We start from the raw sequence: 11,424 nt of genomic DNA on the forward strand, positions 1-11,424 counted from the left end.
GTATAATCTTGTGTGGTTAAAATACGATAAATAGTAAGAAATAAATGAATAGTGAAAATAACTTTGAATAAAAAATTAATCGGACACTTTTTAGTAATATAAGTGCAGGCCTTAAGTTAACTTTATCTTTTATCTTCAAGGCTTTAAACTGCCTGTTCCTGTAGTTCACATTTGTGATGGATATGACTCGATTTATTCTGGCCTTACTGGCTTGTTGTGTGTGTTTTTCGGTATCTGCCGAACAATTTACCCGTTTTTCAACGGCTAAAAGACATTTAATTAAAACCCTCCCTGACAACGCCAAAAGTATTTACTGCGGTTGTGATATTAAAAAAGAAGGCAAAAAACTCATTCCTGATCCTTCTAACTGTGGTTACATTCCTCGAAATACACTTACCCGCTCAGGCAAAGTAAATGTACGAGCACTACGTATTGAATGGGAACATATTGTTCCGGCGTGGGAATTTGGTCATCAGCTACAATGTTGGCAAGATGGCGGACGTAAAAACTGCCGTAAAGTAAGTGCTAAATTTAGAAAAATGGAAGCTGATATAAATAACTTAGCGCCAGCTATTGGCGAAATTAATGCCGATCGCTCTAATTATCGTTTTGGCATGCTTAGCGAAAACGCCACACAGTATGGTCGCTGCGAAGTAAAAGTAAACTTTAAGCAACGTTTAGTTGAACCGCCTGTCTATGCACGTAAACGTATAGCCGACACTTACGCTTACATGCAGAAAACATACGGTTTAAAAATCTCTGATAAACAGCAAAAGTTATTTAATGCGTGGAAAAAGCAAGCATTTGCAGATACAAGTAGTGCGAGCAAGCTCTAAGCTTTAACACTCATTTACATAAATCAAAGTTATAAATGTTGAATAAACGAGCGAGTGTTGTAATATTTTAAACAACTTATTTACAGAAAGTCCTTAACTATGTTTAAAAATAATAAAACCTCGCTTGCCATTTTTGCAGCACTTTCGGGCTTTGCTTTAACGGGTTGTGGCGGCGGAGGCGGTATCGACTCTGCTCCTGTAGTTACCACGCCTATAGTTACAACACCTGTTAGTAGCAGCCCAACATGGACAGCGGCGGTATTTGAGCCCTCTAACGATTTAAAAAACTTTTGCGAAACCCCTCGTACGGGTAACGATCCCTTTAATAACAACAACCCCTACCCAGATCAAGCGGGTTCTGCCCTTTATGAAAAGCTTTGGCTTCGCTCTTGGAGCGACGAAACATACCTTTGGTATGATGAGATTGCCGATAACGACCCTGAAAGCTTTACAACAGTAGCCGATTACTTCGCTCAATTAAAAACAGAGCAGCTTACCGACTCAGGTGCAAAAAAAGATAACTTTCATTTTTCAGAACCTACTGAAGATTACTTTCAAGAAGCGCAATCGGGCGTTACTTCTGGTTACGGTATAAATTGGGCGTTTATTGGCGATACAGCCGATCGTATTTTACGCGTTGCTTATCTTGAAGATGATTCGCCTGCAAGCCAAATAGGCTTTCAACGTGGTGATACCGTACTTTCAGTTGACGGTGTTAGCATTAATACCAATACAGAGTCGGGTGTAGATACGCTTAACGAAGGTTTATTTAGTCCTACTAACGGCGACTCACATACTATTGTTGTACGCAGTAACGATGGCGCCGAAAAAACATTTAATGTAACCGCTGGTAATATTGAACAAACACCTGTTCAAAATGTTAAAACGATTACAACCGCAAATGGTTCAAGCGTGGGTTACATGCAATTTAATAGCCATATAAGCATTGCCCAAGAAGGGCTTATTGATGCGGTAAATAAGTTTAAAACCGATGGTATTGATGAGCTTGTAATCGACTTTAGATATAACGGTGGTGGTTTATTAGCACTGTCGGCACAATTGGCTTATATGGTTGCCGGTAACGCCAACGTTAACAACCGCTTTTATTATCAAACTCAACAAAACGATAAACAACCCGTTGATTCGCCCTTCCCATTTATTGATGAAGAAATAGATTACTCTACTTTTTTTAGCACAGGTGAAAACCTACCTGATTTAAACCTATCAAAGGTTTATGTATTAAGCACATCAGGCACCTGTTCGGCATCAGAAGCTTTTATTAATGGTTTAAAAGGTATAGACGCAGAAGTTATTTTAATTGGCGACACAACCTGCGGTAAGCCCTATGGCTTTACCCCAACTCATAACTGCGCAACAACCTATTACACTATTCAGTTTAGTGGCGTAAATAGCAAAGGATTTGGCGAATACGCTGCGGGTTTTACACCAACCCCTACTCCACAATTTGATGCTGATGTTCAAGGTTGTGAAATTGAGGACGACTTTGATCATCAGTTAGGCGACAGTGACGAGGCCGTTTTAGCCACCGCATTATTTCATGTTGAAAATGGCAGTTGTCCAGTTAGAACGGCTGCTGCAAAAGCAGAACCAGCTAATTTTTCAAGCTCTCGTGAATCTCTCATTCCTTTAAATATGCCGGTACAATTTACCCAGCGTAATATGGACTTAACTTGGCCAACGCTGGGTGAGGAAAGGTAATGGCTAAATTATTACTCCCATTAGCCACCTTGCTCGCTTTAGGCGGATGCCAAAGTGTAGATAGTGAGCCTGCTAAACCCGCTATATTAACGAGCGTTAATCCCAGCGTTATTACAACACTACAACAGGCAATTCAACAAGCTAAGGGAGGCACATTAGTAACACTTGCCGATTCGGTATTTACTAAACGTAGCGAACTGCTAATTGATCATGCAATGAGTAAAGGGTCTGATGGCAGAGTAATTATGGGCGCGCATAATATAAAATCTGAGAAGTTTATTTTGCAACTACGTAATAACCAATGCGAGCTTTACTATCCTAAAAAAGAGCTTACTACAGTACTTGAAGGTGTTACTTGTAAAGAGTTATAAGGCACTTTATTAATGTTTATAAATTAATAAAAAAGGCGCGCAGCATATCGCTGCGCGCCTTTTTCTATTTTAAACCGTTATTACAAGTCTTGATGCGGACCAAACACTTCATAATGAATCTGCTCGTTTTTAACACCTAATTCAAGTAACTGGTTTTTTATAAATGCCATAAAACCGGCAGGACCACATAAGTAAAAGTCACCATTACTCAATGGTAGCTGTGCTTGTACTGCGTTTAAGTTCATTAACCCAGTAAAGTCAGCGCCCTCTGTCGCTTGGTTAAACCACGTCATTGTTTGTAAACGGTTATAAACTGCATTTAACTCATTTAAATATTTTGAAAACGAATGCTGCTGAGTATTTTCGCAGGCATGTAAATACATAATCTCTTGATTAGAGTTGTCACTTAATAACGTTTCAAGCATAGCCAGCATTGGCGTTTGCCCAACACCTGCTGAAATGAGTACCGCTGGGTTTGTGTTATTGCGTAAAAAGAAGTCTCCTGCCGGCGGGTATAACTCAACAATAGTGCCTTGCTCTAATGAGTGTAAATAATTAGACACCATGCCAGGCTTTGGCTGTAGCTCTTTTTTAACACTAATACGGTAGTTTTTAGCGTTACTTTTTTGCGAAATAGAATACTGGCGAATTTCTTCATATTCAGCGCCCTCTGGCTTAACTTTAATACCTAAATACTGCCCTGGTTTATGTGTAATAACAGCTTCGCCATCAACTGGCGTAAGTGTAAAGCTCGTTACTAGTTCTGATTCAGCCTGTTTGTTGGTTATTTCAAATTGGCGAGTTCCCGCCCAACCACCGTGTTTATTTTTACTGTGCTCATACAAAGCAGCCTCTTCGGTTATACAAATATCAGCAAGTACGCCGTAAGCTTCGCGCCAAGCGTATTCAACATCGGGAGTAAATTGCTCAGGAATAAGCTCTTTTAAAGTGCCAATTAAATGCGCACCTACAATAGGGTAATGCTCAGGTAAAATATTCAAGCTTGTATGCTTATGATTAATACGTGTTAGCGCTTCTTTTAATACGGCTAAATTATCAATATTTTGTGCATACGCAGCCAATGCATTAAAAAGTGCAAATTGCTGACGACCTGTATCTTGATTCGCCATATTAAAAATATTTTTAAGCTCAGGATTATGGCTAAATAAACGCTTATAAAAATGATCGGTAACAACCGTACCCGCCTGCGCTAATAACGGAACTGTGCTTTTTACAATCTCAATGGTTTTATCAGATAACATATGTGTTTCCTATGGATGAACTAACCACGACGCCCATCAACACGACGCCGCGTTAATATAGGTGTGCAGTGAATTAAAAATAATGAAAAAGCCACTAACCACAGCAAAGCACTTATTTGCCAAGCAAGGTGAGGCCCAATAATAAAAGGGAGTAATGAACGAGTAATAGCGGCCACAAGCAAAAACGCAAAAGCAACAGCCATGTAATGAGGAATAGCGAGTGTACGCCCTGTATGACCATGTGATACACGCGTCATCATTGCTAAAATCATCATACCTATTGTGCCAATAGTGATTAAGTGCAGCGCATCTTTAAATTGTATTGCACTGCTATAAAAGCTAAATGCAACCATCATTAACCCTACGCCTAACGCTAAGTAGGAAAAATGTAAAGACCATAACAACGGCACTCTCAATACCTTGCTATCCCACCAAAAACCAGCCCTGACCAGGTGAAGCGCAGCAACAGTTGCAACAACTAACGCAGGATTAATCGTGTTCAAAAACAACTTGTTGATGAAAAATAAAGTGATAGCCAAAATAGATAAATACATCACCGCTTTATCTATTTTAGGAGTGCGAACTTGCTCGGTTAAACCCAGACCTTTAGCGGTAAAAAATGGTAAAACGCGACCCGCAACAATACCAACAAGTAAAGTAATTACCAGTACTGCGGTATCAACCACACCAAGTGCAAGCTGCATGTTTTGTTTTAAAACAAGTATTAAATACAATACATTGAGCCCACAAAGCACAGCTAAAATAGCTAAAAACGGATAGTTACTTTTGCTATTGGCTTTTAATAACATATTAGCCAGTACTGCTATGGCGCCTAGCCACCAAATAACTTGTAATGTAAGTGCAGCATATAAATTAAAATGAGCAATATCAGGCAATATCACAAAAAAGGCTAAGCGCGCTGCAAGCCATATAAACGTAAGCCACATAAGGGCTTTCCCACTTATGCTCGGTACGCCTGTCCATGTTTGTGCAGCGGTAAGTAAAAAGCCAACAGCTACAACTCCTGCAAAGCCAAACAGCATTTCGTGCGCGTGCCATAATGTCGCAGGTATCGATGAGTGCCAACTTGCATGGCCTGTTAAAATAAGTAGCCAATACCCCACCGACAAAAATGCCAATAAGCCACCGCCTAAAAAGAAAGGTCTAAAAGCGAGCATCCATAATGGCCATTGAGATACTTGATGAATAGCAACGCGTGCTGGCATTGGCTCAGTTAAGTTTATAGGGCGCATTATCGTACCTCCTGCCCTAAACCATGTTGTGCAACACAGCGCAGTACGTAACTTACTTTTAAAATAGCAGCAATAACAATAGTGCCAATATGAGCTGATACTTGCACCGCCATGGAAAAGTACTCAGCAAACGGGTAGCTAATTAAAATACTTGCCGTAATACACACTAAACTCACAGCCAATGCAGTATTGGCAGCAAATAATACTGTGTCGTATAGTGAACTAAACTGTGTTTGATTATTTAAATTATTCAGCATTAGTGTGTTCATAGCGACCTCTGTAACTAACTACGTTACTTAGCTATTACACATACTGTGCCAACAAATTTATTCAATTAAATTCAATAAGTTAAATTAAACCACTTTACACTATGAGTCTTTATGACCTACTATAAATTAACTCATAAAAACTCGAATAGGTCATTTTGACATGAACCAGCAATTCAACCTTACACAAGTTGCTCTAGAGCTTGCTCAAAGTACACTGCACGAGCATAGCTTTGATCAATTACTAGCAACGGTTGAACGGGTGATTCCTAGTGATGCAAGTGCGTTATTAGTGCTTCAGGGCGAGCAATTAAAACCACTGGCAATTAAAGGGTTAATGTCCGACAGCCTTGGCAGACGATTTAAAATAGTAGAACACCCTCGCCTAGAAGCTATTTGCAAAAGCACACTCGCGCTACAATTTGCGCACGACTGCCCACTACCCGATCCATACGACGGATTGCTATTAGCTAAAACCGGCGACATACCGGTACATGCATGTTTAGGTTTACCTCTTTATGATAAAAACGCGCTACTTGGCGTACTTACGTTTGATAGCCTTAACGCCAATGCATTTAACAGCATAAGCGCTGATACACTCAATACTTTACAAACACTGTGTAGTGCGCACTTTAAAACAGCTTTAGAGCTTGCCCATTACAAACAGCATGCACAGCACTCAAGTGCATTAGTGCAAGAACTAAATCGTGAAGCGTTAACACGAGATGGCGGTGAAATTATTGGTCAAAGTCCGCTAATGCAAACACTTAAAAACGAAATTAAACTCGTTGCAGCATCTAACTTTAGCGTACTTATATTAGGTGAAACAGGAGTAGGAAAAGAGCTTGTAGCGCGTAATATTCACTTAAATTCAGCTCGAAAAGATCAACCGCTTATTCACTTAAATTGTGCATCGCTTCCTGAGAACCTTGCCGAAAGTGAGTTTTTTGGTCATGCGAAAGGGGCTTTTACAGGCGCACAAAATTCGCGCCAAGGTAAATTTCAATTAGCTGATGGCGGCACGTTATTTTTAGATGAAATTGGCGAACTGCCCCTGACCATGCAAAGTAAACTATTACGAGTGCTACAAAGCGGCGAAATACAAACGGTAGGAGAAGACACGCCAAAGTACGTAGATGTACGCGTCGTTGCCGCAACCAACAGAAATTTAAAAGAAGAAGTAGCTCAAGGTCGCTTTAGAGCCGATTTATACCATCGCCTCAGTGTCTACCCTATTACTGTGCCACCACTTAGTAAACGCGAGCACGACATAACACTCTTAGCTGGTTATTTTATTGAGCAAACAGCCCGTAAATTAGGGATAAAACAATTAAAACTAAGCCCTGAAGCGCAAGTACTGCTTAATCAGTACAACTGGCCAGGTAACGTTCGCGAGCTTGAACATGTCATTAGCCGCAGCGCCCTAAAAGCAAAACAAAGCCAATGGCAAAATCCAATAATAACCATTACAAGCGAGCACTGTGATTTAACCCCGAGTGCGCCGCAAAACTCTCTAGTAGCAAGCCAAATTACAACCAACACCTTAATCAACCAACCTTTAAAGCAAGCTGTAGAATCGTTGCAATACAACGTAATTACTGAGCAATTAAAGAAGCATAACTACAACTGGTCAGCAGCAGCAAGAGTACTTGAATTAGATAGAGCTAACTTAGTACGCTTGGCTAAACGCCTAGGCATAGAAGTAAAAAAAACACTATAATCATTTAAAACACAGCTAAAATGCTGCTAAAACTATTGATTAGCAGCTAACTTACTAAAATGTGTTTTTAACAACCCAGCAAAAGCTTGTACTTTAGCAGTGCGATGCACTAAGTGATGTGTGACTAACCATACATCGGTAGGCCAGCTTAACTCACTGTGTAATATAGGTACTAAATCAGAATATTGCGCCGCTACGTCATGCTGTAATCCGCCAATGCCTAGCCCTTTAATTATTGCACGAGTCGCTTCTGCGGTTTCAGATACTCGCAGCTTAATTTGCGATGCAGGAATATGTTCATCTGCCCATGCAAAATAAGGCACGCGGGCATTAAAACCCGCCACACCCGATACAAAATTATGTTGTTGTAAATCACTTAATAATTTAGGCATGCCGTACTTATTAATGTAACGTTTATTCGCGTACAAACCCGATGATAACTGCGCTAAATGCTGAGCAATATAATCGCCCTCATCAGGTCTTGGGCCTGCACGAACTGCAATATGTGCTTGTCCGTGATCGAGCCTTAACCTTTTTTGTTCTAAAATAACTTCTAACTGCACTTGCGGATGTAATACCTGAAATTGCTCACATACATCACCAAGTACATCCATAAAGCCACTTACCGTCGTTAGCAATAAACTCCCTCTAAGGGTGCTATCGGCCGCTACTATATCGTTATGTAACTGCTCTAAGGAGCTATGGATAGTTTGTGCTGTTGCAAATAACTTGGTGCCAATTTCAGTAACCTTGTAACCACGAGCATGGCGATGAAAAAGGCGTGCATTTAAGTTTTTTTCAAGATTATTAATTCGCCTAAGTACTGTGCTGTGGTGCACATTAAGCTCTTCTGCTGCCGCCGTTAACGTGCCTAATCGTGCTACTTCAAACGCTACTTTAACGTCTTGCCAATCTTCAAATTTTATCGCCATTCTGCTTACCTTATACTTATGTGCATTTACGCACACAAGTGTTGCGTTTATTGGGGTTTTCTACAAGCAAAATTTTGCTACATTAGCGTTGTAAGTTTAAACACTAAAAGGTCACTAGCATGTCAGCACCAAAAATTATCGCCCTAGCAGGAAGTCTTCGACAAGAAAGCTTTAATCAAAAAATTATTAATGAGGCAGCACGTTTTGCTCTACAAACAGGTGCTGAAGTAGAAGTAATAAAACTAAACGAATTAAACATCCCACTATTTAACGAAGATATTGAAGCGCAAGGTACACCAAGCGATGTACAGCTTTTAAAAGACAAACTACGTGCAGCTGACGGTATTTTACTAGCAAGCCCAGAGTACAACGGATCTATAACTGCAGCACTTAAAAATGCGATTGATTGGGCATCGCGCACGGAACAAGGTGCTGTTCCTGCTTTTCGCAATAAAGTAGTGGCGCTGTTTTCAGCATCACCAGGTGGACTTGGTGGGTTACGCGGTTTAAATCATGTACGTGATATATTAAGTGGTATTGGATCGTTAGTGCTTGCCGATCAACTTGCAGTACCCGCTGTACACACATTGTTTGATGAAAATGGGCAAATTAATGAACCTGTTACTGCAGAGCGAGTATCGGCGCTTGCTCATCAGTTAGTAAGCGTTGCAAGTAAGTTAAGGTAACTTGCACGCCTAAATAACTAATTACTTTGTCGCCGCGAGTTTTGCGGCGATAAAATCGGTATGCGTTACATATAAAAGCCCTGCTACTTTACGTATTACGTAGTCTTCTTGGGGATCTATTTCTCCATCGGCATACGCTAAGCGCCATAATAACTCTATTATTTCAATTCGCTGCGCCGCGCTGCAATGCTCATTAATCTGTTTTGAAAACTGAAAGTAATCTATCGAATCATCTAAGCTGCTTGCCGCGTTATTAGTAAGCTCATTAACCTCAATATCTGTTAAATTAAAATACTTTTTTAAGGTTACAGTCAGGGTTCGTTGTTCATCATGTTCAAGCTTGGTATCTGCACGCATAACTTCAATTAATAATGCAGCAACAGCTGTTTTTAAATCGTGCTCTTGCATACTTGGCTGCTGTTCATCGAATACAGCAAAAAGTTGTTTTATTTGTTTGAACATCACACTTTCCCTTTTTGGGTGTTAGACTAATACGTAAAGAAATCGACCTTATTACTCTTATTAATGGGTATAAAGTTCGCAAATTAAAGGATACATTTTATGAAAGGAATAAACGCACCACGCTTATTTATAGGCGCTACACTGGTGGCCCTTTCAAGTGCAAATACTGCACTTGCTGAAAAAGCCGAAACAGAGAAGCTCTACGACTTTGACAACAAAGTGCATTACTACCAAACCAAAATTGGCGAAGACAACTATAAAATAGAAATCCAGTCAGACGATTACAAACACTTTACCAATCAAAGTGTATTTTTATTACGCCATGCGGACCGTCTATGCCGCGGCAATACCTTTATGTTGAAAATACTTGAAGGCGTGCAAGAGTACGAGCGCTTTCCAACAAAACCACGTGCTTACCAACCAGATTTAAGTGTTTTACTACAATGCGAAACTAAAGAAGATACAAACAAGGGTAAGTAGCCTTAGTCTTTATAACCCCAAGGTGCTGATGGTGGAGTAATCGGTTTAGTTAAATCAAAATCCACCTTAAACTCACGTCCTTGGCGAATTAATCGATAAGTAAATACTTCTGGGTAAATATACATTTGCCATGTATTACCTACAGACTGTGCAATGCCTTCTTTCACGAATAACTCTTTAGAGTATTGGTCTGCTGGAAACGACTGCATTTGCGCGAACCCTGCATCAAGCGTATGGCCACCATACATAGTTGATGCGTCGTCTGTTCCATCTTTATGACGATGATCGTGCTTTAAACTCAAGCCACTACCCGTTTTAGTTATGATCCACGTACGTGATGCATCGTCTCCTACATGAAACGGCACTTGTAACTCAGTCTCGCTACATTTACGTACATGCATAACCAGCTTTTTATCTGTAAATGAGCTTGGCCCTTTCGCGTTATCTACCGCTACTTCACCTTCAAAAGCTTTACCGCAATGCGCTGCAATACTATTAAAAAAGGCATCATGAGTAGGAATAGACACTAGCGGTGCAGGGCGTGCAAAAGCTGTCGATGAAGCAACTATTAAAGTTGCTGCAGTTAATAATTTCATATGTTTCTCGTTATAGTTATTTTAAAACACCTGTAATAGTACAGTTTTCTTAAGTACTTTATTAGAAGTATCTATATAAAATTTAGAACAAGACAACTAGGTAAAACTACTAAATAGCGATTAACGACTAAATATCTCAGCCTTCATTAACAATCCTACTTTTATAAATATTAATTACACACCTCAACTAGCCATTGGCCAATTACTTAATCACCATTTGTGATGACTGCTTATAATTGGCCCGAAAGTTCAGCTTTTAGCTGTGTTACATGCTACTAATCCAGCAAAAAGGCTTAGTAAGAAAACTTTGCAGCGCCTATCGCGTTAGCCAATAACGCATGGGTTGGCACAGGTGTAATTATTTTAGCGGGTGTGAGTATTGGTGAAAACAGTATTGTGGGTGCGGGTGCTGTCGTTACTAAAAATGTAATGCCTAATACCGCAGTAGCGGGTAATCCAGCTCGTGAAATAAGAACACTGTAGCTATCTCGATGTGATTTTAGCGTCGGGAGTCGCTACGCTCGCATCAGCGAGCACTTTAACTCGTTAAATTAAGTGAATTATTCACTAAGAGACGCTCCGCTATAGAGGAATACCTGAATCACTTTTTTGTAGACGTAAAAAAGCCCGAATCATTAGATTCAGACGCTCTACAATATAAAGTCGGTACGCTACGCAGTAAAATGTCATAGTGGCCACAGCTGTTGAGAGTCACGTAGCAAATGCTACTTTATTGGCCGAATGGGGTATTGAGGGTTTTTGTTGTGATTCTAGCGTCGGGAGTCGCTATGCTCGCCTGCCCTACGTGATGCGTGTTGATGTAGTGTGCATTAATTGCGCG

The 11,424-nt window shown here is 40.3% G+C and carries 12 protein-coding genes and 1 pseudogene; 7 read left to right on the forward strand and 6 right to left on the reverse strand.

Annotation, left to right across the window (positions count from 1 at the left end):
• The first annotated feature begins 182 nt into the window (after nt 1-182).
• The 3 genes from I6E70_RS14910 (at nt 183) to I6E70_RS14920 (ending at nt 2,926) form a co-directional block, all read left to right on the forward strand.
• Complete coding sequence (locus I6E70_RS14910) at nt 183-836, forward strand: endonuclease (RefSeq protein WP_197189029.1); 654 nt, start codon at nt 183-185, stop codon at nt 834-836.
• A 99-nt stretch (nt 837-935) separates the two neighbouring features.
• The gene (locus I6E70_RS14915; protein ID WP_101216098.1) at nt 936-2,555 is read left to right on the forward strand and encodes a S41 family peptidase; all 1,620 of its coding nucleotides are present in this window, start codon (nt 936-938) and stop codon (nt 2,553-2,555) included.
• Complete coding sequence (locus I6E70_RS14920; RefSeq protein ID WP_002959634.1) at nt 2,555-2,926, forward strand: hypothetical protein; 372 nt, start codon at nt 2,555-2,557, stop codon at nt 2,924-2,926. Before I6E70_RS14915 ends, I6E70_RS14920 begins: the two co-directional genes overlap by 1 nt.
• Nucleotides 2,927-3,006: 80 nt before the next feature.
• On the opposite strand, the gene hmpA is transcribed toward I6E70_RS14920, so the two are convergent.
• Genes hmpA through I6E70_RS14935 form a run of 3 tightly spaced genes read right to left on the reverse strand, consistent with a single transcriptional unit; the run spans nt 3,007 to nt 5,710 of the window.
• Nucleotides 3,007-4,188 carry an NO-inducible flavohemoprotein gene (gene hmpA, locus I6E70_RS14925; RefSeq protein ID WP_165729063.1) on the reverse strand — a complete coding sequence of 394 codons (1,182 nt, stop codon included), beginning with the start codon at nt 4,186-4,188 and terminating at the stop codon, nt 3,007-3,009.
• A gap of 20 nt (nt 4,189-4,208) precedes the next feature.
• Nucleotides 4,209-5,441 (reverse strand): NnrS family protein, encoded by a 1,233-nt coding sequence (locus I6E70_RS14930; protein ID WP_197189030.1) that lies wholly within the window; start codon nt 5,439-5,441, stop codon nt 4,209-4,211.
• A complete protein-coding gene (locus I6E70_RS14935; protein WP_197189031.1) occupies nt 5,441-5,710 on the reverse strand; it encodes a hypothetical protein in 270 nt (89 codons plus the stop codon). The genes I6E70_RS14930 and I6E70_RS14935 overlap by 1 nt, the downstream gene beginning before the upstream one ends.
• Before the next feature lie 160 nt (nt 5,711-5,870).
• On the opposite strand from I6E70_RS14935, the gene norR reads away from it, so the two are divergent.
• Nucleotides 5,871-7,427: a nitric oxide reductase transcriptional regulator NorR gene (norR, locus tag I6E70_RS14940; RefSeq protein ID WP_165722804.1), complete on the forward strand. Its 1,557-nt coding sequence runs from the start codon at nt 5,871-5,873 to the stop codon at nt 7,425-7,427.
• A gap of 32 nt (nt 7,428-7,459) precedes the next feature.
• On the opposite strand, the gene I6E70_RS14945 is transcribed toward norR, so the two are convergent.
• Nucleotides 7,460-8,359 (reverse strand): LysR family transcriptional regulator, encoded by a 900-nt coding sequence (locus tag I6E70_RS14945; protein ID WP_197189032.1) that lies wholly within the window; start codon nt 8,357-8,359, stop codon nt 7,460-7,462.
• Nucleotides 8,360-8,478: 119 nt separating this feature from the next.
• Here I6E70_RS14945 and I6E70_RS14950 point away from each other — a divergent pair, with 119 nt between their 5' ends.
• The gene (locus I6E70_RS14950) at nt 8,479-9,045 is read left to right on the forward strand and encodes an NADPH-dependent FMN reductase (protein ID WP_007584922.1); all 567 of its coding nucleotides are present in this window, start codon (nt 8,479-8,481) and stop codon (nt 9,043-9,045) included.
• Nucleotides 9,046-9,066: 21 nt separating this feature from the next.
• On the opposite strand, the gene I6E70_RS14955 is transcribed toward I6E70_RS14950, so the two are convergent.
• On the reverse strand, nt 9,067-9,507 hold the full coding sequence (locus I6E70_RS14955) for a tellurite resistance TerB family protein (RefSeq protein WP_007584919.1): 441 nt from the start codon (nt 9,505-9,507) through the stop codon (nt 9,067-9,069).
• A gap of 99 nt (nt 9,508-9,606) precedes the next feature.
• Here I6E70_RS14955 and I6E70_RS14960 point away from each other — a divergent pair, with 99 nt between their 5' ends.
• On the forward strand, nt 9,607-9,987 hold the full coding sequence (locus tag I6E70_RS14960; protein ID WP_024591701.1) for a hypothetical protein: 381 nt from the start codon (nt 9,607-9,609) through the stop codon (nt 9,985-9,987).
• Nucleotides 9,988-9,989: 2 nt separating this feature from the next.
• On the opposite strand, the gene I6E70_RS14965 is transcribed toward I6E70_RS14960, so the two are convergent.
• Nucleotides 9,990-10,583: a hypothetical protein gene (locus I6E70_RS14965; RefSeq protein WP_165722808.1), complete on the reverse strand. Its 594-nt coding sequence runs from the start codon at nt 10,581-10,583 to the stop codon at nt 9,990-9,992.
• 145 nt (nt 10,584-10,728) lie between these two features.
• Between I6E70_RS14965 and I6E70_RS14970 the strand changes: the two are divergent.
• Nucleotides 10,729-11,066 (forward strand): annotated as a pseudogene (locus I6E70_RS14970) (sugar O-acetyltransferase); the annotation flags it as partial.
• Nucleotides 11,067-11,424 lie beyond the last annotated feature (358 nt).

The sequence above is a fragment of the Pseudoalteromonas sp. NGC95 genome, assembly GCF_015864705.1.
GTDB classification, from domain to species: Bacteria; Pseudomonadota; Gammaproteobacteria; order Enterobacterales; family Alteromonadaceae; genus Pseudoalteromonas; species Pseudoalteromonas arctica.

Coding starts and splice junctions, on each gene's coding strand:
- norR (WP_165722804.1), top strand. CDS start 5,871: ATGAACCAGCAATTCAACCTTACACAAGTTGCTCTAGAGCTTGCTCAA.
- I6E70_RS14945 (WP_197189032.1), bottom strand. CDS start 8,359: ATGGCGATAAAATTTGAAGATTGGCAAGACGTTAAAGTAGCGTTTGAA.
- I6E70_RS14960 (WP_024591701.1), top strand. CDS start 9,607: ATGAAAGGAATAAACGCACCACGCTTATTTATAGGCGCTACACTGGTG.
- I6E70_RS14950 (WP_007584922.1), top strand. CDS start 8,479: ATGTCAGCACCAAAAATTATCGCCCTAGCAGGAAGTCTTCGACAAGAA.
- hmpA (WP_165729063.1), bottom strand. CDS start 4,188: ATGTTATCTGATAAAACCATTGAGATTGTAAAAAGCACAGTTCCGTTA.
- I6E70_RS14930 (WP_197189030.1), bottom strand. CDS start 5,441: ATGCGCCCTATAAACTTAACTGAGCCAATGCCAGCACGCGTTGCTATT.
- I6E70_RS14955 (WP_007584919.1), bottom strand. CDS start 9,507: ATGTTCAAACAAATAAAACAACTTTTTGCTGTATTCGATGAACAGCAG.
- I6E70_RS14935 (WP_197189031.1), bottom strand. CDS start 5,710: ATGAACACACTAATGCTGAATAATTTAAATAATCAAACACAGTTTAGT.
- I6E70_RS14910 (WP_197189029.1), top strand. CDS start 183: ATGACTCGATTTATTCTGGCCTTACTGGCTTGTTGTGTGTGTTTTTCG.
- I6E70_RS14915 (WP_101216098.1), top strand. CDS start 936: ATGTTTAAAAATAATAAAACCTCGCTTGCCATTTTTGCAGCACTTTCG.
- I6E70_RS14965 (WP_165722808.1), bottom strand. CDS start 10,583: ATGAAATTATTAACTGCAGCAACTTTAATAGTTGCTTCATCGACAGCT.
- I6E70_RS14920 (WP_002959634.1), top strand. CDS start 2,555: ATGGCTAAATTATTACTCCCATTAGCCACCTTGCTCGCTTTAGGCGGA.